The 21,191-nt window shown below is 53.6% G+C and carries 19 protein-coding genes and 6 pseudogenes; 14 read left to right on the forward strand and 11 right to left on the reverse strand.

Annotated features, from left to right (window positions below; all coding sequences use genetic code 11):
• On the forward strand, positions 1-867 hold the full coding sequence (repA, locus tag V1587_RS21605; RefSeq protein ID WP_022650061.1) for a plasmid replication initiator RepA: 867 nt from the start codon (positions 1-3) through the stop codon (positions 865-867).
• Between the two features lie 1,074 nt (positions 868-1,941).
• Here repA and V1587_RS21610 read toward each other — a convergent pair.
• Both V1587_RS21610 and V1587_RS21615 read right to left on the reverse strand, forming a co-directional pair.
• Positions 1,942-2,580, reverse strand: a pseudogene (locus V1587_RS21610) (helix-turn-helix domain-containing protein); the annotation flags it as partial.
• 35 nt (positions 2,581-2,615) lie between these two features.
• Positions 2,616-4,367 (reverse strand): annotated as a pseudogene (locus V1587_RS21615) (Tn3-like element TnAs1 family transposase); the annotation flags it as partial.
• Between the two features lie 3 nt (positions 4,368-4,370).
• Between V1587_RS21615 and V1587_RS21620 the strand changes: the two are divergent.
• Positions 4,371-4,763, forward strand: coding sequence for a cysteine hydrolase family protein (locus V1587_RS21620; RefSeq protein ID WP_001351729.1), 393 nt, complete (start codon positions 4,371-4,373; stop codon positions 4,761-4,763).
• 137 nt (positions 4,764-4,900) lie between these two features.
• Positions 4,901-5,785, forward strand: a complete 885-nt coding sequence (locus tag V1587_RS21625) for a DMT family transporter (protein WP_000058717.1) — start codon at positions 4,901-4,903, stop codon at positions 5,783-5,785.
• 31 nt (positions 5,786-5,816) lie between these two features.
• Here V1587_RS21625 and tet(A) read toward each other — a convergent pair whose 3' ends face one another.
• Complete coding sequence (gene tet(A), locus V1587_RS21630) at positions 5,817-7,016, reverse strand: tetracycline efflux MFS transporter Tet(A) (protein WP_000804064.1); 1,200 nt, start codon at positions 7,014-7,016, stop codon at positions 5,817-5,819.
• Positions 7,017-7,121: 105 nt separating this feature from the next.
• Between tet(A) and tetR(A) the strand changes: the two genes are divergently transcribed.
• The 6 genes and pseudogenes from tetR(A) to sul3 all read left to right on the forward strand — a co-directional run bounded on the left by tetR(A) (position 7,122) and on the right by sul3 (position 11,518).
• Positions 7,122-7,772 (forward strand): tetracycline resistance transcriptional repressor TetR(A), encoded by a 651-nt coding sequence (tetR(A), locus tag V1587_RS21635; protein ID WP_000164043.1) that lies wholly within the window; start codon positions 7,122-7,124, stop codon positions 7,770-7,772.
• Between the two features lie 177 nt (positions 7,773-7,949).
• Entirely contained in the window at positions 7,950-8,654 is a 705-nt protein-coding gene (locus V1587_RS21640; RefSeq protein WP_001067834.1) for an IS6-like element IS26 family transposase, read from the forward strand.
• A 54-nt stretch (positions 8,655-8,708) separates the two neighbouring features.
• Positions 8,709-8,966, forward strand: a pseudogene (locus tag V1587_RS21645) (hypothetical protein); the annotation flags it as partial.
• 145 nt (positions 8,967-9,111) lie between these two features.
• Positions 9,112-9,975, forward strand: coding sequence for an SDR family oxidoreductase (locus V1587_RS21650; RefSeq protein ID WP_000612791.1), 864 nt, complete (start codon positions 9,112-9,114; stop codon positions 9,973-9,975).
• A gap of 37 nt (positions 9,976-10,012) precedes the next feature.
• The gene (locus V1587_RS21655; RefSeq protein WP_001354008.1) at positions 10,013-10,258 is read left to right on the forward strand and encodes a GrpB family protein; all 246 of its coding nucleotides are present in this window, start codon (positions 10,013-10,015) and stop codon (positions 10,256-10,258) included.
• 468 nt (positions 10,259-10,726) lie between these two features.
• Positions 10,727-11,518 (forward strand): sulfonamide-resistant dihydropteroate synthase Sul3, encoded by a 792-nt coding sequence (gene sul3, locus V1587_RS21660; protein WP_000034420.1) that lies wholly within the window; start codon positions 10,727-10,729, stop codon positions 11,516-11,518.
• A 2-nt stretch (positions 11,519-11,520) separates the two neighbouring features.
• On the opposite strand, the gene V1587_RS21665 is transcribed toward sul3, so the two are convergent.
• Positions 11,521-11,796, reverse strand: a complete 276-nt coding sequence (locus tag V1587_RS21665) for a hypothetical protein (protein WP_109023896.1) — start codon at positions 11,794-11,796, stop codon at positions 11,521-11,523.
• 22 nt (positions 11,797-11,818) lie between these two features.
• Between V1587_RS21665 and V1587_RS21670 the strand changes: the two genes are divergently transcribed.
• Positions 11,819-12,451, forward strand: a complete 633-nt coding sequence (locus V1587_RS21670) for an IS256 family transposase (RefSeq protein ID WP_020802982.1) — start codon at positions 11,819-11,821, stop codon at positions 12,449-12,451.
• Between the two features lie 190 nt (positions 12,452-12,641).
• On the opposite strand, the pseudogene aadA1 reads toward V1587_RS21670, so the two are convergent.
• From aadA1 to dfrA12, 5 genes and pseudogenes are all read right to left on the reverse strand, one after another.
• Positions 12,642-13,480, reverse strand: a pseudogene (gene aadA1, locus V1587_RS21675) (ANT(3'')-Ia family aminoglycoside nucleotidyltransferase AadA1).
• 92 nt (positions 13,481-13,572) lie between these two features.
• Positions 13,573-14,832 carry a chloramphenicol efflux MFS transporter CmlA1 gene (locus V1587_RS21680; RefSeq protein ID WP_000095725.1) on the reverse strand — a complete coding sequence of 420 codons (1,260 nt, stop codon included), beginning with the start codon at positions 14,830-14,832 and terminating at the stop codon, positions 13,573-13,575.
• Positions 14,833-15,046: 214 nt separating this feature from the next.
• A pseudogene (locus V1587_RS21685) lies at positions 15,047-15,885 on the reverse strand (AadA family aminoglycoside 3''-O-nucleotidyltransferase).
• A gap of 5 nt (positions 15,886-15,890) precedes the next feature.
• Complete coding sequence (locus V1587_RS21690; RefSeq protein ID WP_001336345.1) at positions 15,891-16,181, reverse strand: DUF1010 domain-containing protein; 291 nt, start codon at positions 16,179-16,181, stop codon at positions 15,891-15,893.
• A 111-nt stretch (positions 16,182-16,292) separates the two neighbouring features.
• Positions 16,293-16,790 (reverse strand): trimethoprim-resistant dihydrofolate reductase DfrA12, encoded by a 498-nt coding sequence (gene dfrA12 / locus V1587_RS21695; RefSeq protein ID WP_001083725.1) that lies wholly within the window; start codon positions 16,788-16,790, stop codon positions 16,293-16,295.
• Positions 16,791-16,937: 147 nt separating this feature from the next.
• Between dfrA12 and intI1 the strand changes: the two genes are divergently transcribed.
• Positions 16,938-17,951: a class 1 integron integrase IntI1 gene (gene intI1 / locus V1587_RS21700; protein WP_000845048.1), complete on the forward strand. Its 1,014-nt coding sequence runs from the start codon at positions 16,938-16,940 to the stop codon at positions 17,949-17,951.
• A gap of 202 nt (positions 17,952-18,153) precedes the next feature.
• Positions 18,154-18,390 (forward strand): annotated as a pseudogene (locus tag V1587_RS21705) (DUF3330 domain-containing protein); the annotation flags it as partial.
• Between the two features lie 52 nt (positions 18,391-18,442).
• Here the strand turns inward: V1587_RS21705 and V1587_RS21710 are convergent.
• Positions 18,443-19,147 carry an IS6-like element IS26 family transposase gene (locus V1587_RS21710; RefSeq protein WP_001067834.1) on the reverse strand — a complete coding sequence of 235 codons (705 nt, stop codon included), beginning with the start codon at positions 19,145-19,147 and terminating at the stop codon, positions 18,443-18,445.
• Here V1587_RS21710 and V1587_RS21715 point away from each other — a divergent pair.
• Positions 19,138-19,539 (forward strand): 2TM domain-containing protein, encoded by a 402-nt coding sequence (locus V1587_RS21715; RefSeq protein WP_395263699.1) that lies wholly within the window; start codon positions 19,138-19,140, stop codon positions 19,537-19,539. The genes V1587_RS21710 and V1587_RS21715 overlap by 10 nt on opposite strands.
• 78 nt (positions 19,540-19,617) lie before the next feature.
• Positions 19,618-20,124 (forward strand): DUF6622 family protein, encoded by a 507-nt coding sequence (locus V1587_RS21720; protein WP_022650052.1) that lies wholly within the window; start codon positions 19,618-19,620, stop codon positions 20,122-20,124.
• An 8-nt stretch (positions 20,125-20,132) separates the two neighbouring features.
• On the opposite strand, the gene V1587_RS21725 is transcribed toward V1587_RS21720, so the two are convergent.
• Positions 20,133-21,002 (reverse strand): LysR family transcriptional regulator, encoded by an 870-nt coding sequence (locus tag V1587_RS21725; protein ID WP_022650051.1) that lies wholly within the window; start codon positions 21,000-21,002, stop codon positions 20,133-20,135.
• Positions 21,003-21,191 lie beyond the last annotated feature (189 nt).

Here is a 21,191-nt window from a genome sequence, read left to right on the forward strand (position 1 = left end):
GTGAGTAAGCAGAATTCCGAAACCACTACACTTTACCGTCAGGTAAAAAATCCGAATCCAGTTTTCATTCCTGAAAAGGGAAAGAAAACCCTTCCGTTCTGTGAAAAAATTCGCGAGAAAGCTGTTGGCTTCACTGAGCGTGCAGAGTTCCAGGCACTGGTTGCTATGCTGATCGCCCGTGGTGAGCGCAAAAAGCGCCCGCCAGTGTTACGCATACGGGCACTGGAAGCATCCGTACAGGCAATGTGTCACTATTTTAATCCCCTTGCTAATCGCGTTGGTTCATCGCTCACTACCATGAGCATTCGCTGCGGACTGGCCACAGAAAAAAAACGTCTGTCGATCACCCGTCTGACGGGTGCCCTGAAGTTTCTCGCTCAGCTGAACCTCATTACCTATAACACCGAATACGATAAAGAAATTGGCTGTAATATCCCCACAGACATCACTTTCACACCGTTGATGTGGCAGGTGCTTGGGGTGTCTGAAGAAGCCGTTGCTGCTGCGCGCCGCAGCCGTATTGAGTGGGAAAATAAGCAGCGTGAGAAGAAAGGGCTTCCTCGCGCCGGTGCTGATGAACTTATCAGTGCGGCCTGGTCATTCGTTCGTGAACGCTTCCGTCAGTACCACAAGTCACGCTATGAACACGGCATGAAACGTCACAGGGCGCGTAAGGACGCTCCGCGAACGCGCAAAGAGATCGAGCTGCTGGTTCGCCAGCAAATCCAAAAAGAAATCAGGAAAGGCCGCTTCTTCGGTAATCTTGATGCGGTTCGGGCAGAGATAGAACGCCGTGTCTCGGAGCGAATGAAGCTTTCGCGTGGCCATTACGCACGACTTGGTGATGCATTGCTGGTCACAACCTAACGCCAGCTAATACGCTGCCTTTTTGAATCTGGTGCCCTGGCATCGGTTTACGCCTGCCCACTTTTCGGCTTTTATTGCCGTGTTAACCTTCTTCAGCCCCTGTTTCAGGCCCCCGTCGGGGACCTGAATGACAAACATGTCCTGCTGATGCCGGGTTTTCTAAACTTAACCAAAATTCTTCTTTTGTTGCCCGCATATTTCTGTGACCGAACGCCCAATATTTCACCGCTTTTAGGTTTTCATCCAGTTATCCACATAAACCACAAGAGGCTAAAGTGATAAGCTACTGGATGGATGCTTTTTAAACCACAATAAGGAATTTCTACAAACCGCGATGATCCTTTTAAACTTCTGATCTCCTATCTTTTAAACTTCAGTCATTACTTACATTTAAAAATAAAACCTATTCGCCACCTGTCCTGTGGACATGTGTATAACGCCCGCCCTTGCAGCGGACAAAGTCCGCGCCGGTTCGGTTCAGGCGCTTTGCGCCTAGAGTTAGCACCCGCCAAAAATGGCGGGCAGGGTTCAGAACGTTACAACAGCAACAGTCGACCACTTACTCCTAGGATCCTCAGCTCCCCACAAAAAACCCACCACTGAAAAGCGCCGCCGCCCGGGCCGAAGGCCCGGAACAACATCGCTTTTAATGATGGATGTTGTAACTAGAACCCGAGCCGCTTTAATTCACACCTCCGGCAGACCCTGTGCAACACGCCCGTAAGCGGTCCTAACGGCCCGCTAACGCGGAGATACGCCCCGACTGCGGCGAAGCCTTGTCGTGACCACTCCGACGGCGCACATCATTTCCTGTGCCGCCTGTCTGCGGGTTATGGCTTAGCAGGGCGAAGTGATGGATTGGTGGAACCTATCAAAACTGATACCGGCTGCGCCGGGCTACGGCGCCATTTACGGAGGTGCAGTATTCAGCGACAGAGGGCGCCTTCATGCGCCTTCGGCGCATTTATTGGGGCCAGTTTGGATATCGAAAATTATTGTACGTTGAGGTCAAAAATCGACCTTAATAGAAAATACAAAAACTTAGGATATTGTTTTTTTATTGATTTATCACCGTCAGCGGGGACTTTTTTCAGCAATATTCTTAAGTGAATAACGTGCTGGAGTCGTACCTGTATGCTGTCGAAAAAACGTGATGAATGCACTGTCGCTGACAAATTCCAGCTGTTGCGCCACATAGCTTAACTGCCATCCGTCACACAGCATTTCCATTGCCTTTAGCAGCCTCCACTGCTGCCGCCAGTTCTGATAATTCATTCCGGTATCTCTGATAAAGACCCGGCTTATCGTGCGCTCAGATGCACCAATCTGTTGGGACAACTGGCCAAGGCGTGGGGGTAATTCGCCCGTACGTACTCCATCCAGCCATAAGTTCAGGCGAGCGTCTGAGGGGAGCTGTAATGTCCAGTTTTCTGTGCGTGCAGTCTGTATTTCTTCACAGAAAACGTTAATGAGACTGGCCTGTTGCTCTGCCAGCATTCCCCATGGCCAGAATGCCATTCGTTCTATGACTTCAAAAAACAGGGGATTAACCTCGACTATTTGCAGTGGCAGTAGAGATAACGGAAGCGTGGTTGAAAAGTAGAGGGAACGATAGGCCAGCACACCACGCATCATGGCGCGATGAATTGTTCCTGCAGGGATCCAGGCTGCTCGGCGGGGGGGAAGCTGGCACAGGGTTTGTTCAAGTTCAATTGGGGGAGCCCGCAGAATTCGGAAAAAATCGTACGCTAAGGTTTTCCGGGCATCCGTAAGGGCCGAAACTTCCCGTCTTCCAGTCTGCGGCTCTGCCGCCAGACGTAATCGCCGGTTAGGTTGATGTGCTCCCAGCCCAGCGGCGACAGGAATTGCAGCAGCTCGCCGTCCACCGGCTTGCCGGCCTCGACCAACCCCTGGGTGGCGCGTTCCAGGTACACCGTGTTCCACAGCACGATAGCCGCCGTCACCAGGTTGAGGCCGCTGGCCCGGTAGCGCTGCTGCTCGAAGCTCCGATCCCTGATTTCCCCAAGGCGGTTGAAGAACACCGCCCTGGCCAGCGAGTTGCGCGCCTCACCTTTGTTCAGGCCGGCATGCACGCGGCGGCGCAGTTCAACACTTTGCAGCCAGTCCAGGATGAACAGCGTGCGCTCGATCCGGCCCAGCTCGCGCAGGGCCACGGCCAGTCCGTTCTGGCGCGGGTAGCTGCCGAGCTTGCGCAGCATCAGCGAGGCGGTGACGGTGCCCTGCTTGATCGAGCTGGCCAGGCGCAGGATGTCGTCCCAGTGGGCACGCACGTGCTTGATGTTCAGGGTGCCGCCGATCAGCGGGCGCAACGTCGGGTAGGCTTGCACGCCCTGCGGCACGTACAGCTTGGTTTCGCCGAGGTCGCGGATGCGCGGCGCGAAGCGGAAGCCTAGCAGGTGCATCAGGGCAAAGACGTGATCGGTGAAGCCGGCCGTGTCGGTGTAGTGCTCCTCGATCCGCAGGTCGGACTCGTGGTACAGCAGGCCGTCGAGCACATAGGTGGAATCGCGGACGCCGACATTCACCACGCGGGTGCTGAACGGCGCGTACTGGTCGGAGATATGGGTATAGAACAGCCGTCCCGGCTCGCTACCGTACTTCGGGTTGACGTGCCCGGTGCTCTCGCCCCGGCCACCCGCGCGGAAGCGCTGGCCATCGGAGGATGAGGTCGTGCCGTCGCCCCAGTGGGCGGCAAAGGCGTGGCGATACTGGTGGTTGACCAGCTCGGCCAAGGCCGCCGAATAGGTTTCGTCGCGGATGTGCCAGGCTTGCAGCCAGGACAGCTTGGCGTAGGTCAGGCCGGGGCTCGACTCGGCCATCTTGGTCAGCCCGAGGTTGATCGCATCACCGAGGATTGCGGACAGCAGCAACGTCCTGTCTTTGGCCTCGGCCCCGTCCTTCAAGTGGGTGAAGTGGCGGCTGAAGCCCGTCCAGTCGTCCACGTCCATCAGCAGTTCGGTGATCTTGATGCGCGGCAGTAACTGGCTGGTTTGGTCGATCAGCGCCTGCGCCCGATCCGGCACCGCCGCATCCAGCGGGGTGATTTTCAGCCCTGACTCGGTGAGGATGGCATCGGGCAGCTCGTTGTCCTTGGCCAGGCGGGTGACGGTGGCCAACTGCTCGTCCAGCAGCTGCAAACGCTCTTCCAGGTACTGGTCGCTGTTCGGGTTGATCGCCAGGGGCAGGGCCTGCTCGCGCTTGAGTGCGGCGAACTTCTCGGCCGGCAGCAGGTAGTCGTCGAAGTCGCGGAACTGCCGCGAGCCCTTGACCCAGATGTCGCCGGAGCGCAGGGCGTTCTTCAGCTCGGACAGGGCGCAGATTTCGTAGAATTTCCGGTCGAGGCCTTCCGGGGTGATCACCAGCGGCTTCCAGCGCGGCTTGATGAAGGCCGTGGGTGCATCGGCCGGCACCTTGCGCAGGTTGTCGGCGTTCATCTCACGCAGGGTCTGCACGGCTGCCAGCACGCCTTGCGCGGCCGGCCCGTGCTGTTCCCCAACTTTTCGCTCGGCGAAGAGTATGAACATGCGCCGCCGGCGACGAATCGCCAAATCTCACCGTATCTCCCGAGCGGACGATTTCGCACCGGTCTGCCCGTCGAAGGGCTTGCGATCGAACGGGGCGACCTTTTCTATGCATGTCCGCGAGCCAGCGTCTTTTATGGCACGGCGCTCGACGCCGACCTTCGGACGCGCGGCGTAAGCACGCTTGTCATGGCCGGGATAAGCACCACCGGCGTTGTTCTTTCAAGCGTCGCCTGGGCTAGTGATGCGGACTACGACGTGCGTTTGGTCCAGGACTGCTGCTACGACCCGGATCGGGATGCCCACGAAGCTCTGTTGCGTTCCGGGTTCGGCGGACGTGTACAGGTCGTGTAATTTTCGGGCCTCGCATGATCGCGGCCATAGCCGCAGGTGGATTGGTGCGAGGCAGGGCCAGTCCAAGTCAGGGTGCGGTCATCGCGGCGCCTGCAACTCTCAAAAACCCATCGCCGTAGCGGAGGTCTTGTAATCGCATGTCATTACGCACGCCCGATTTATTGTTCACAGCGATAGCACCTGCCATTTGGGGCAGCACCTACATTGTCACCACCCAATACCTGCCGAACTTCTCACCGATGACGGTCGCGATGCTGCGGGCGTTGCCGGCGGGTTTATTGCTCGTGATGATCGTCCGACAGATTCCAACGGGAATCTGGTGGATGCGCATCTTCATCCTCGGCGCACTTAATATTTCGCTATTCTGGAGCTTGTTGTTTATTTCGGTCTACCGCCTGCCGGGCGGGGTCGCGGCGACGGTAGGCGCTGTGCAGCCGCTGATGGTCGTGTTCATCTCTGCCGCTCTGCTAGGTAGCCCGATACGATTGATGGCGGTCCTGGGGGCTATTTGCGGAACTGCGGGCGTGGCGCTGTTGGTGTTGACACCAAACGCAGCGCTAGATCCTGTCGGCGTCGCAGCGGGCCTGGCGGGGGCGGTTTCCATGGCGTTCGGAACCGTGCTGACCCGCAAGTGGCAACCTCCCGTGCCTCTGCTCACCTTTACCGCCTGGCAACTGGCGGCCGGAGGACTTCTGCTCGTTCCAGTAGCTTTAGTGTTTGATCCGCCAATCCCGATGCCTACAGGAACCAATGTTCTCGGCCTGGCGTGGCTCGGCCTGATCGGAGCGGGTTTAACCTACTTCCTTTGGTTCCGGGGGATCTCGCGACTCGAACCTACAGTTGTTTCCTTACTGGGCTTTCTCAGCCCGGGGACCGCCGTGTTGCTAGGATGGTTGTTCTTGGATCAGACGCTGAGTGCGCTTCAAATCATCGGCGTCCTGCTCGTGATCGGGAGTATCTGGCTGGGCCAACGTTCCAACCGCACTCCTAGGGCGCGTATAGCTTGCCGGAAGTCGCCTTGACCCGCATGGCATAGGCCTATCGTTTCCACGATCAGCGATCGGCTCGTTGCCCTGCGCCGCTCCAAAGCCCGCGACGCAGCGCCGGCAGGCAGAGCAAGTAGAGGGCAGCGCCTGCAATCCATGCCCACCCGTTCCACGTTGTTATAGAAGCCGCATAGATCGCCGTGAAGAGGAGGGGGCCGACGATCGAGGTCAGGCTGGTGAGCGCCGCCAGTGAGCCTTGCAGCTGCCCCTGACGTTCCTCATCCACCTGCCTGGACAACATTGCTTGCAGCGCCGGCATTCCGATGCCACCCGAAGCAAGCAGGACCATGATCGGGAACGCCATCCATCCCCGTGTCGCGAAGGCAAGCAGGATGTAGCCTGTGCCGTCGGCAATCATTCCGAGCATGAGTGCCCGCCTTTCGCCGAGCCGGGCGGCTACAGGGCCGGTGATCATTGCCTGGGCGAGTGAATGCAGAATGCCAAATGCGGCAAGCGAAATGCCGATCGTGGTCGCGTCCCAGTGAAAGCGATCCTCGCCGAAAATGACCCAAAGCGCGGCCGGCACCTGTCCGACAAGTTGCATGATGAAGAAGACCGCCATCAGGGCGGCGACGACGGTCATGCCCCGGGCCCACCGGAACGAAGCGAGCGGGTTGAGAGCCTCCCGGCGTAACGGCCGGCGTTCGCCTTTGTGCGACTCCGGCAAAAGGAAACAGCCCGTCAGGAAATTGAGGCCGTTCAAGGCTGCCGCGGCGAAGAACGGAGCGTGGGGGGAGAAACCGCCCATCAGCCCACCGAGCACAGGTCCCGCGACCATCCCGAACCCGAAACAGGCGCTCATGAAGCCGAAGTGCCGCGCGCGCTCATCGCCATCAGTGATATCGGCAATATAAGCGCCGGCTACCGCCCCAGTCGCCCCGGTGATGCCGGCCACGATCCGCCCGATATAGAGAACCCAAAGGAAAGGCGCCGTCGCCATGATGGCGTAGTCGACAGCAGCGCCGGCCAGCGAGACGAGCAAGACCGGCCGCCGCCCGAAACGATCCGACAGCGCGCCCAGCACAGGTGCGCAGGCAAATTGCATCAACGCATACAGCGCCAGCAGAATGCCATAGTGGGCGGTGACGTCGTTCGAGTGAACCAGATCGCGCAGGAGGCCCGGCAGCACCGGCATAATCAGGCCGATGCCGACAGCGTCGAGCGCGACAGTGCTCAGAATTACGATCAGGGGTCTGTTGGGTTTCACGTCTGGCCTCCGGACCAGCCTCCGCTGGTCCGATTGAACGCGCGGATTCTTTATCACTGATAAGTTGGTGGACATATTATGTTTATCAGTGATAAAGTGTCAAGCATGACAAAGTTGCAGCCGAATACAGTGATCCGTGCCGCCCTGGACCTGTTGAACGAGGTCGGCGTAGACGGTCTGACGACACGCAAACTGGCGGAACGGTTGGGGGTTCAGCAGCCGGCGCTTTACTGGCACTTCAGGAACAAGCGGGCGCTGCTCGACGCACTGGCCGAAGCCATGCTGGCGGAGAATCATACGCATTCGGTGCCGAGAGCCGACGACGACTGGCGCTCATTTCTGATCGGGAATGCCCGCAGCTTCAGGCAGGCGCTGCTCGCCTACCGCGATGGCGCGCGCATCCATGCCGGCACGCGACCGGGCGCACCGCAGATGGAAACGGCCGACGCGCAGCTTCGCTTCCTCTGCGAGGCGGGTTTTTCGGCCGGGGACGCCGTCAATGCGCTGATGACAATCAGCTACTTCACTGTTGGGGCCGTGCTTGAGGAGCAGGCCGGCGACAGCGATGCCGGCGAGCGCGGCGGCACCGTTGAACAGGCTCCGCTCTCGCCGCTGTTGCGGGCCGCGATAGACGCCTTCGACGAAGCCGGTCCGGACGCAGCGTTCGAGCAGGGACTCGCGGTGATTGTCGATGGATTGGCGAAAAGGAGGCTCGTTGTCAGGAACGTTGAAGGACCGAGAAAGGGTGACGATTGATCAGGACCGCTGCCGGAGCGCAACCCACTCACTACAGCAGAGCCATGTAGACAACATCCCCTCCCCCTTTCCACCGCGTCAGACGCCCGTAGCAGCCCGCTACGGGCTTTTTCAGGCACTGTTGCAAATAGTCGGTGGTGATAAACTTATCATCCCCTTTTGCTGATGGAGCTGCACATGAACCCATTCAAAGGCCGGCATTTTCAGCGTGACATCATTCTGTGGGCCGTACGCTGGTACTGCAAATACGGCATCAGTTACCGTGAGCTGCAGGAGATGCTGGCTGAACGCGGAGTGAATGTCGATCACTCCACGATTTACCGCTGGGTTCAGCGTTATGCGCCTGAAATGGAAAAACGGCTGCGCTGGTACTGGCGTAACCCTTCCGATCTTTGCCCGTGGCACATGGATGAAACCTACGTGAAGGTCAATGGCCGCTGGGCGTATCTGTACCGGGCCGTCGACAGCCGGGGCCGCACTGTCGATTTTTATATCTCCTCCCGTCGTAACAGCAAAGCTGCATACCGGTTTCTGGGTAAAATCCTCAACAACGTGAAGAAGTGGCAGATCCCGCGATTCATCAACACGGATAAAGCGCCCGCCTATGGTCGCGCGCTTGCTCTGCTCAAACGCGAAGGCCGGTGCCCGTCTGACGTTGAACACCGACAGATTAAGTACCGGAACAACGTGATTGAATGCGATCATGGCAAACTGAAACGGATAATCGGCGCCACGCTGGGATTTAAATCCATGAAGACGGCTTACGCCACCATCAAAGGTATTGAGGTGATGCGTGCACTACGCAAAGGCCAGGCCTCAGCATTTTATTATGGTGATCCCCTGGGCGAAATGCGCCTGGTAAGCAGAGTTTTTGAAATGTAAGGCCTTTGAATAAGACAAAAGGCTGCCTCATCGCTAACTTTGCAACAGTGCCCATTTATGAATGTTCCTGTTATGGCTTATGTTCAAGAAAGCATTGCCCCTGAAATGATGGGCAAGGTGTTTTCCCTTTTGATGACCGCCATGACTCTTTCTATGCCGATAGGCTTACTTGTTGCAGGTCCGGTTGTTGAGGTTATAGGTGTTAATACATGGTTTTTCTGGTCTGGTGTTGCGTTGATAGTAAACGCTGTTCTCTGCCGCATTCTGACACGACGCTATGACAAAGTAACAATGAAACCGCAAGTGGACTGAAAAAAGGACCGGGTTGATGATAATTTGTAGTGGTGAGCTTCTGGGAGTACAAAACAAAGTGCTCAAAATTGTCGGGCTCATGGCGTTTAACGGTATTAATTTCGCTTATAATAATCTTTCTATAATAGCCTAAAGGAGAATATCTATGATACCTAATAGCGAAAATAAAAGAGTATGGTTTATTACCGGAGCAAGCAAGGGGCTTGGCTATGCTTTTACATGCGCCGCCTTGAAAGCCGGGGATAAAGTTGTTGCAGTTGCAAGGACTATCGATAATTTGGCGAAGCTAGAAGAAACATATCAAGAGAGCTTACTGCCATTAAACCTCGATGTTACAGATAGGGAGGCTGTTTTTTCTACGGTTGAAACAGCAGTTAAACATTTCGGTAGGCTTGATATTGTTGTTAATAATGCGGGTATCATGACTATGGGTATGATTGAAGAACTAAACGAATCCGATGCTCGGAAACTAATGGACACAAACTTTTTTGGAGCTCTTTGGGTTTGTCAGGCAGTGATGCCCTATTTGAGGTCGCAGCGTTCTGGACATATCATACAGATTACAAGCATTGGCGCTATTATCTCGGGTCCGATGTCTGGTATTTACAGTGCAAGTAAATTTGCGCTGGAAGGAATGAGTGAAGCCTTAGCAAAAGAAGCGGAACATTTCGGAGTGAAACTCACTATGGTGGAACCAGGAGGATATTGGACAGATTTATACACTTCGATGAGTTACAGCAATCCATTAGATTCATACGGTACACTGCGCGATGAGCTGGCGAAACAGTATTCCGAAGATTCGGTCGATAGTGATCCTTCCTTGGCAGCGGAAGCCCTTATGAAATTAGTAGCCAGCAATAATCCGCCTTTGAGGCTTATCCTTGGCAGCATGGTATACGATTTGGCGATGGATACCTTAAAAGCACGGATGGCTACCTGGGAAGAATGGGAAGCTGTTAGCCGTGCATCAGAAAAGGCTATTCCTGCACCGGAGAGATATGGAGTATAATACCAAACATGGTTTTTGAGGCAAGGACGAAACTATCATGAAAATTGAAATTATGGAATATAACCCGGATTGGACAAAGAATTTTGAAGAAGAGAAAATAAAATTGCTCCATTTTTTCGGTTCTCATGCCGTAGCCATTGAACATATCGGAAGCACGGCGATACCCAATCAACGGGCGAAACCGGTTATAGATATATTTATTGGCGTTTCGCCTTTTGCTGAACTACCTTTTATCAGCGCATTTTTAATGCAAAGGAGTATCACCACACTCCGACAGATATGACAGGCAGATATTTGTTTGCAAAATATACAAATGAAGTTTGGACCCATAATCTTCTTGCTTTGGTGTAGGTATAATACCCAAAAACGAAGTTTATGCGGAACAGGATAACACCTCGAAATCGGAGTTTATATGGCTTCGTGGGGGAGTTATGTGTTTGAGCTTTGTCGCATTAACGCGAATCAGGGGTTGACGGCAGAAATAGACTGGAATTACACTTCTTGGAGTCGGCGTTGCCGGAAAATTCTGATTGGATTAGTTGTTCGGGGTGCGAAAACAGTCGTAGTTCGGGGAAAAAACCGAATTTTGACCCAAAACCGCGAAAAACTCGAAATGACAGTTCCTATCAGTTTTCATAATGAATTAAAACAAAAAAATTAGGCTGCAAAGATAGGGAAAATGTGTCAATTTGCGTAAGTGATAATTAGTCAATTAAGATAAATGCTACTTTTGTAATCAAAGCAAAATGATATGAGCAAGATTTTTGGAATCGTAAATATAACCACCGATAGTTTTTCCGATGGAGGACTTTATTTAGATACAGATAAGGCAATTGAGCATGCTCTGCATTTGGTTGAAGATGGAGCAGATGTGATTGATTTGGGAGCCGCTTCCAGTAATCCTGATACAACTGAAGTGGGCGTTGTGGAAGAAATCAAAAGACTCAAACCTGTCATTAAGGCTTTAAAAGAAAAAGGCATTTCTATTTCTGTTGATACATTTAAACCTGAGGTTCAGAGTTTTTGCATAGAACAAAAGGTTGATTTTATTAATGATATTCAAGGTTTTCCTTATCCTGAGATTTATTCAGGCTTGGCAAAGTCAGATTGCAAACTTGTGTTGATGCACTCCGTTCAGCGAATTGGTGCAGCTACTAAAGTTGAAACGAATCCGGAAGAGGTTTTTACTTCCATGATGGAATTTTTTAAAGAAAGAATTGCTGCTTTAGTTGAGGCTGGTGTAAAGCGTGAACGAATTATTCTTGATCCGGGTATGGGCTTCTTTTTAGGCTCTAATCCAGAAACATCTATTCTTGTTTTGAAGCGTTTCCCTGAAATTCAAGAAGCTTTTAATTTGCAAGTAATGATTGCAGTGTCACGGAAATCATTCTTAGGTAAAATAACTGGAACCGATGTGAAATCTCGTTTAGCACCAACTCTTGCAGCAGAAATGTATGCATACAAAAAAGGTGCAGATTATCTCCGCACCCATGATGTTAAGTCTTTATCAGATGCCTTGAAAATATCCAAAGCCCTAGGTTAGTTTTATTTTTTTAGCTTTCTAAATGAATATGCTATACTTGCTCTGAAGTTGTGTTGGCGTACTTGACTTAGGTCTGGATCTTTCGAACTGTTACTAAGAGGGTAATCATAGCCAAACATAAACTGGAAATGTCCTAATTCTAAACCTGTTCCAATACCTACACTATAATCAAGAGGACTTAAACTTCCATCACTTCCAAAAGGTTTTGTGTACTTCTCTTGAGTTTTCGTAGCTAAATAGTAGTGTTTGTTGGTAAATCCAAATAATCCAATATTCAATCTTGCGACCGGGAAAGTCCTCTTGAAAGTACCACAAGTTCGCGGGATGGAGTTTTATCCCAGCTGCATCGAGAAAGGCATGCGCAGTGAGCGTGCTCTCAAGCTCGCCATCGCCGAAATGTATGTCAAAGGAGTAAGTACCCGCAGGGTCTCGGATATCGTCGAAATTCTTTGTGGCACCGAAGTCAGCTCGTCCCAGGTCAGCAGGCTGGCAAAGGAGCTCGATGAAGAGATTACGTCTTGGAAGGCGCAGCCTGTCGGACAGATTCAATACTTGGTACTTGATGCGACCTATGAATCGGTTCGCGTCGGTTCCCATGTGGTCAAGCAGGCGCTTCTAGTGGCTATTGGCGTTGATTACAGCGGGAATCGGCATATTCTTGACGCCGAAGTCGCGAACAGTGAGGCAGAGGTAAACTGGCGTTCCTTTCTCGAGGGTCTCGTACGACGAGGGATGCACGGCCTGCGAATGATCACCAGTGATGACCACTCAGGACTGCGCGCGGCAATCGATGCTGTCTTCCCTGGAATTCTGTGGCAACGCTGCCAGTTTCATCTGCAGCAGAATGCCCACTCCTACGTCACGAAAAAAGATGAGATCCCGCTGATAGCCGCTGATATTCGGAAGGTGTTCAATCGGAATATGTCAAGATAGTTTATGCCAGATTTTTGAGAGGTTTGCATCAAGCAGCCTTCGAAAGAGGACGGCATGACATTGAGACCGGCAAGGCGTCGTAGATACGCACTTTCCCAGTACGCCACCGTAAGGGGTTTTTCTCTTTGGCAGCAAGAATGGTTTGGTTTCTTTTTTCCTCGGCGCCGTAGGCGTCCGACTAACGCTTGAGTTAAGCCGCGCCGCGAAGCGGCGTCGGCTTGAACGAATTGTTAGACATTATTTGCCGACTACCTTGGTGATCTCGCCTTTCACGTAGTGAACAAATTCTTCCAACTGATCTGCGCGGGAGGCCAAGCGATCTTCTTCTTGTCCAAGATAAGCCTGTCTAGCTTCAAGTATGACGGGCTGATACTGGGCCGGCAGGCGCTCCATTGCCCAGTCGGCAGCGACATCCTTCGGCGCGATTTTGCCGGTTACTGCGCTGTACCAAATGCGGGACAACGTAAGCACTACATTTCGCTCATCGCCAGCCCAGTCGGGCGGCGAGTTCCATAGCGTTAAGGTTTCATTTAGCGCCTCAAATAGATCCTGTTCAGGAACCGGATCAAAGAGTTCCTCCGCCGCTGGACCTACCAAGGCAACGCTATGTTCTCTTGCTTTTGTCAGCAAGATAGCCAGATCAATGTCGATCGTGGCTGGCTCGAAGATACCTGCAAGAATGTCATTGCGCTGCCATTCTCCAAATTGCAGTTCGCGCTTAGCTGGATAACGCCACGGAATGATGTCGTCGTGCACAACAATGGTGACTTCTACAGCGCGGAGAATCTCGCTCTCTCCAGGGGAAGCCGAAGTTTCCAAAAGGTCGTTGATCAAAGCTCGCCGCGTTGTTTCATCAAGCCTTACGGTCACCGTAACCAGCAAATCAATATCACTGTGTGGCTTCAGGCCGCCATCCACTGCGGAGCCGTACAAATGTACGGCCAGCAACGTCGGTTCGAGATGGCGCTCGATGACGCCAACTACCTCTGATAGTTGAGTCGATACTTCGGCGATCACCGCTTCCCTCATGATGTTTAACGCCTGAGCTCAGCCGACCGAAACCGCGTAGCGGTTTTGGGTCGGCTGCAGCGATTTGTTGGGCGATAGCTTGCCACATTCTCTCAACGATTGGGATTTGATGTACTTTCCGCACTTTGTAGCGCGACCACATCATGCTCCCCCTGGCCGCGAGAGCCCTTCACTCGGGAAACACAAGACAGACCGAGCACGACTGTTGCAAGGGTCAAACAGTACACGACAACCGGCCAAGCCGTGTTGCGCGGCAACAGCGAAATGATCAACGTTCCGATGCTTCCTAGCAGTACACCGCCCAAGCAGAAGTAGACTGCCGTGACCGTTCCAGCAACATGGTCGAATCCTCGAAGAGCGCCATTGGGCGCCACAGATACCGCTGTGGCGACACCAATACCCACTAGCCACATTGGAGCAATAAAGCCTAACACGGACTGCAAAGCCCATATTTCGGTGATGGCAAGCAATACTGCTCCAGCTATCAGGCATCCCATTCCCATTCGCAAGACACTTGGGCTGCCCCACTTGGGTATCACACGCCCCATAAAACGAGCCGTAAACACCATGGCAATTGCCACTGTGGCGAACAGCAGGCTGAAGCCAAGCTGAGACACACCTTGCCTGCCCATCATTAGTCCGGGCGCAATGGAGAAAAAGACGAAGAAGCTACCCATTCCAGCGGCGTAACACAACGTGTACAACCAGAAGTTCAGGCACTTAACGGGGAGTAGCAGCTGCGACCATTGCAAGCCCGCAACTCGTTGCACCCGGGTTTCAGGCCAGAATCGCCACGCTGCTGCAGATGCAGCGATCATGCCCAAACCTAGAAACGCAAAGATAGCCCGCCACCCAAGCCACATGTCGACGAGCGCTCCGAGCAATGGGCCTACCGCCGGGACCATGGCCAGCATGGATCCGAGTATGCCGTAAATGACATTACTTTCCTCGCGACCTGCGTAAATGTCACGTACTGTTGCAAATGTGGAAACAAGGCACGCCGAGGCACCACAAGCCTGAAGAATCCGAAGCCCCAGAAAGACTTCAGCCGATGACGTAAGAGCGAGGCCCATTGACGCCACAACGTAGGCGAGGCCACCTCCCAGTAGAACGGGGCGGCGCCCCAGTCGGTCCGATAGCGGTCCAAACAAGAGCTGACCGGCACCAATCATGACCAAGTACGTTGTCAGCGTAAGCTGAATTGTGCTCGCTGTCGTACCAAGCGCGTTTGGCATAAACGGCACTGCTGGCAAGTACATGTCCATGCCGAGTGATGCCAATAAATCGAACGGTGATAACAACAACACCGTGGCGGCAAGGGAGTACCGCCAACTAAAGTTTTTTGAGCTCACGAAACCATCTCCTTGAACAAAGGATTTGGCGGCGCTCCCGTAGAGCAAAAGGATTCATGAGAACGCCGCAACAACCGAAAAATGAAGGTTGCTGCGGCTTACTTGTCTGCGTTCTTGGAAGTGCTCATCTGCTGACTATCTCATGATTGAATTTGAATCGTAACAACTTTCAAGCAACTCTGCAAGGAGCCTTATTGTGCGCCCAACGCCGGAGTTAAGCCGCCGCGCGTAGCGCGGTCGGCTTGAACGAATTGTTAGACATCATTTACCAACTGACTTGATGATCTCGCCTTTCACAAAGCGAATAAATTCTTCCAAGTGATCTGCGCGTGAGGCCAAGTGATCTTCTTTTTGTCCCAGATAAGCTTGCTTAGCTTCAAGTAAGACGGGCTGATACTGGGCAGGTAGGCGTTTTATTGCCCAGTCGGCAGCGACATCCTTCGGCGCGATTTTGCCGGTTATTGCGCTGTACCAAATGCGGGACAACGTAAGCACTACATTTCGCTCATCGCCGGCCCAGTCGGGCTGCGAGTTCCATAGCTTCAAGGTTTCCCTCAGCGCCTCGAATAGATCCTGTTCAGGAACCGGGTCAAAGAATTCCTCCGCTGCCGGACCTACCAAGGCAACGCTATGTTCTCTTGCTTTTGTAAGCAGGATAGCTAGATCAATGTCGATCATGGCTGGCTCGAAGATACCCGCAAGAATGTCATTGCGCTGCCATTCTCCAAATTGCAGCTCGCGCTTAGCCGGATAACGCCACGGGATGATGTCGTCATGCACGACAAGGGTGACTTCTATAGCGCGGAGCGTCTCGCTCTCGCCAGGGAAAGCCGAAGCCTCCATAAGGTCATTGAGCAATGCTCGCCGCGTCGTTTCATCAAGCTTTACGGCCACAGTAACCAACAAATCAATATCGCTGTATGGCTTCAGGCCGCCATCCACTGCGGAGCCGTACAAATGCACGGCCAGCAACGTTGATTCCAGATGGCGCTCAATGACGCTTAGCACCTCTGATAGTTGGTTCGAAATTTCGATGGTCACCGCTTCCCTCATGATGTCTAACGGGCGAGGTAAGCCGACCGCAGAATGCGGGTCGGCTTGACCGAAATGTTAGAACCAGAAGCCAAAACGGATAACTTGAATTTGGCGACGGGCGCTAACCGTGAAAAAACGCTGCGCCACCGAGGCGGCACAGCACTGCAAAAACGATAGCTGCTTGCGCTTGCTACGCAAGGGCTAGAGGCCAAAAAGACTGAAAACCTGCGCAGCCCATGCAGGCGAAGCCCGGAAAAAAGGCAAAACAGGCACTGAATAACGCCTGAAAAGCTAAATGCCGTTTGAATAAACATGAGCTAAATAAAGCTGGGTTTCAGTGGTGCTAACGTTGGACGTAACGAGAGCCGGAGCGCAGCGGAGGGAACCAAAATGCGCAGCATTTTGGCGTCCCGTTGACGGAATGGTTAGCCGTTTCGACGCGCATAAACGGAGTGGGTGTACGGAATTACAGCTTGAATGGTTTCGGTTGAGACAAGCTCGAATTCTGTTTCGTTGAGCATTGGGAAGAAGGCGTCACCCTCGAAGGTTTGATGTACCTCAGATAGAAACACGCCGTGGGCGTGAGGTAGTGCCAGAGTGTATATCTCAGCTCCGCCCGCGACGTAGAGTTCATTGCCGAGTTCGGATGCCAAAGCGATAGCGTGCGACAGCGTTGAAACAACTACGCAGCCAGTGGCGCGGTAGTTAGCTTGGCGTGAGATTACCAATGTGTGACGGTTCGGTAGAGGCTTGCCGATAGACTCAAAGGTCTTTCGCCCCATGACAACGACTTTTCCCTCAGTGAGTCTGCGAAAAATCTTCTGCTCACCCGGAATTTTCCAGGGGATATTAGGACCATTGCCAATAACCCGATTGGCTCCCATCGCAGCAACGAGATAAATGCGTACTGATTCCGAGTTCATATGGCTAACTTTGTTTTAGGGCGACTGCCCTGCTGCGTAACATCGTTGCTGCTCCATAACATCAAACATCGACCCACGGCGTAACGCGCTTGCTGCTTGGATGCCCGAGGCATAGACTGTACCCCAAAAAAACAGTCATAACAAGCCATGAAAACCGCCACTGCGCCGTTACCACCGCTGCGTTCGGTCAAGGTTCTGGACCAGTTGCGTGAGCGCATACGCTACTTGCATTACAGCTTACGAACCGAACAGGCTTATGTCCACTGGGTTCGTGCCTTCATCCGTTTCCACGGTGTGCGTCACCCGGCAACCTTGGGCAGCAGCGAAGTCGAGGCATTTCTGTCCTGGCTGGCGAACGAGCGCAAGGTTTCGGTCTCCACGCATCGTCAGGCATTGGCGGCCTTGCTGTTCTTCTACGGCAAGGTGCTGTGCACGGATCTGCCCTGGCTTCAGGAGATCGGAAGACCTCGGCCGTCGCGGCGCTTGCCGGTGGTGCTGACCCCGGATGAAGTGGTTCGCATCCTCGGTTTTCTGGAAGGCGAGCATCGTTTGTTCGCCCAGCTTCTGTATGGAACGGGCATGCGGATCAGTGAGGGTTTGCAACTGCGGGTCAAGGATCTGGATTTCGATCACGGCACGATCATCGTGCGGGAGGGCAAGGGCTCCAAGGATCGGGCCTTGATGTTACCCGAGAGCTTGGCACCCAGCCTGCGCGAGCAGCTGTCGCGTGCACGGGCATGGTGGCTGAAGGACCAGGCCGAGGGCCGCAGCGGCGTTGCGCTTCCCGACGCCCTTGAGCGGAAGTATCCGCGCGCCGGGCATTCCTGGCCGTGGTTCTGGGTTTTTGCGCAGCACACGCATTCGACCGATCCACGGAGCGGTGTCGTGCGTCGCCATCACATGTATGACCAGACCTTTCAGCGCGCCTTCAAACGTGCCGTAGAACAAGCAGGCATCACGAAGCCCGCCACACCGCACACCCTCCGCCACTCGTTCGCGACGGCCTTGCTCCGCAGCGGTTACGACATTCGAACCGTGCAGGATCTGCTCGGCCATTCCGACGTCTCTACGACGATGATTTACACGCATGTGCTGAAAGTTGGCGGTGCCGGAGTGCGCTCACCGCTTGATGCGCTGCCGCCCCTCACTAGTGAGAGGTAGGGCAGCGCAAGTCAATCCTGGCGGATTCACTACCCCTGCGCGAAGGCCATCGGTGCCGCATCGAACGGCCGGTTGCGGAAAGTCCTCCCTGCGTCCGCTGATGGCCGGCAGCAGCCCGTCGTTGCCTGATGGATCCAACCCCTCCGCTGCTATAGTGCAGTCGGCTTCTGACGTTCAGTGCAGCCGTCTTCTGAAAACGACAATGGAGGTGGTAGCCGAGGGTGTGGAAACACCCGACTGCCTTGCGTGGTTGCGGCAGGCGGGTTGCGACACGGTGCAGGGTTTCCTGTTCGCCAGGCCGATGCCGGCGGCGGCCTTCGTCGGCTTCGTCAACCAATGGAGGAACACCACCATGAACGCCAATGAACCGAGCACCAGTTGCTGCGTGTGCTGCAAGGAAATCCCGCTCGATGCCGCCTTCACGCCGGAAGGGGCCGAGGGCACTGTTGCAAAGTTAGCGATGAGGCAGCCTTTTGTCTTATTCAAAGGCCTTACATTTCAAAAACTCTGCTTACCAGGCGCATTTCGCCCAGGGGATCACCATAATAAAATGCTGAGGCCTGGCCTTTGCGTAGTGCACGCATCACCTCAATACCTTTGATGGTGGCGTAAGCCGTCTTCATGGATTTAAATCCCAGCGTGGCGCCGATTATCCGTTTCAGTTTGCCATGATCGCATTCAATCACGTTGTTCCGGTACTTAATCTGTCGGTGTTCAACGTCAGACGGGCACCGGCCTTCGCGTTTGAGCAGAGCAAGCGCGCGACCATAGGCGGGCGCTTTATCCGTGTTGATGAATCGCGGGATCTGCCACTTCTTCACGTTGTTGAGGATTTTACCCAGAAACCGGTATGCAGCTTTGCTGTTACGACGGGAGGAGATATAAAAATCGACAGTGCGGCCCCGGCTGTCGACGGCCCGGTACAGATACGCCCAGCGGCCATTGACCTTCACGTAGGTTTCATCCATGTGCCACGGGCAAAGATCGGAAGGGTTACGCCAGTACCAGCGCAGCCGTTTTTCCATTTCAGGCGCATAACGCTGAACCCAGCGGTAAATCGTGGAGTGATCGACATTCACTCCGCGTTCAGCCAGCATCTCCTGCAGCTCACGGTAACTGATGCCGTATTTGCAGTACCAGCGTACGGCCCACAGAATGATGTCACGCTGAAAATGCCGGCCTTTGAATGGGTTCATGTGCAGCTCCATCAGCAAAAGGGGATGATAAGTTTATCACCACCGACTATTTGCAACAGTGCCTTGACGTCAGCGTATCTGAGCTCTCGGAAGAGGACGGGGATGCCGTCAACGCGCTGGATGAACGTATCAGTGATGCCAGAGCCCAGGTTGCCCGGGAAATGACGTTCTGGCGGATACTCGCAACGGCTCTTCTGACATGTACCGCAATGATGGTTATCAACTATCTGCTGACTCCGGAAAGCTACTGGTCCCTCGTTGTGACCGCCATATGGGGCAGCCTTGTTATGTTCAGGGGGCTGAGGGTGTTTGTTATTCACGATCGGCTTAAGTCATGGCAACAGCGCAGGTTGAATAATCTCCTCCGTCCGGGCACAAAAAAAGGAAAATAACCTGGGGTCAATCAAGTAAAACGCTGGAGCAATTCTCTACGGCTAAATGTAATCATCAATAAACGGAAAGGAAAAACCATGAACCTGTCTGAATTTTTCAGTCATGTACCGATCTGGGTCTGGCTCCTGCTGGCTTTTTTACTTCGTCGTGGTTTTACCGCCCTTTATGACAGGGAAATGAAAACCGGACGGCTTTTTTTGCTCCCGGTAGTGTTTCTTGTCTGGGGAGGCTACGGAATTATGACTGAAACAGAAAGGGCAGGGGTAAGTCTCACCATGATGATCGCAGGATTACTCGCGGGAGGAGCACTCGGCTACTGGATGTGGGGATCACAACCTCCCCTGCAGGATTCAGGCAACCCGGGCAGGGTTATCAGGGCCGGGACGCCGCTGACGCTGGGAATGATTGTTATTACTTTTTGTACAAAATTCATTCTTACTTCAGCCATCTTCCTGCAGCCCGGTCTTGCGGCGTCAGCGAGTTTTTGCATGCTGATGGGTGGGCTCACCGGACTGTTTGATGGTGTATTCTGGGGAGGCACGTTAAGGATTTTTCTCCCGTGGTACAATAAAAGACTTGTCTGACCGATAGTTTAATCACTATGAGCTTCGTTGAGAAGCCAGGCCCTGAAGGTTCTGACTACGGGGCGTATGATTCTGGATTTTGAATATGTCAGCCAGTAGCTGCCGGCATTGACAACCGTTTCGAAGGGCTGCACAACCTGCCCGGATGTGAGCTCCCGTGTAAACATATTCAGGGGAACCAGCGCCGCGCCGCCGGTATGTATGACGGTCTGGATCATCAGTCCTGACGAGTCATAGACCGTACCGCTGATGCCGGCGACGTCCTCCCCGGCCTCACGAAACCAGTCTTCCCATTCATTCATCCGGTAAGAACGAAGCAGCCTTTCGTTCAGCAAATCCCGGGGTGCACGAAGCCGTCCGGCCATTTCTGGGTCGCACAGCACGCCAAACGGCGCGTCGAATATTTTTTCATTATTGGTTGAGGGCCATATCCCGGTACCAAACCTGATAGCCAGATCGAGCCCCTCTGCAGCAATATTGACGATATTATTGTTAATACGCAGACGGACATCCACATGGGGGTGAAGCGTCTGGAAACGCCCCAGCCTGGCCTCAAGCCAGCCAAGGGCAAACGTGCCTACACAGCCCAGCGTCAGGACTTCCTTATATTCCCCGCCTTCAAACTGATGATAAATATTTTCTATAGTCCGGAACGCTTCGTGCAGTCCGTCATAGAGGATCGCGGCTTCCTCTGTGAGCTCCAGGCTGCGGGACTGTCGTCTGAAAAGCGTGATACCCAGACGCTCCTCAAGAATTCTTATTTGCTGGCTGACGGCGGCTGGGGTAACGAACAGCTCTTTCGCGGCCCGGGTAAAGCTGAGGTGCCTGGCGGCAGCTTCAAAAGATTTGAGGGCTTTCAGGGGAGGGTTTTTTCGCATAGCACATCCTTTAGATTTTCTTTAAATTAATACAAATTCTTATTGTTTGCCAGCATTCCGGATTATCAACATAATCCCGCTCACCTGACCGGTGAGCCATATTTGTTATTAATTTATTGCGCCACTGAATATTAATTAAACCGTATTTTAACTTTTTATTTCTGTCTGAGTATCATTCGCGTTTGCCTG

The organism is Enterobacter sp. ECC-249 (genome assembly GCF_043965265.1).
In the GTDB taxonomy this organism is placed as follows: domain Bacteria; phylum Pseudomonadota; class Gammaproteobacteria; order Enterobacterales; family Enterobacteriaceae; genus Enterobacter; species Enterobacter quasiroggenkampii.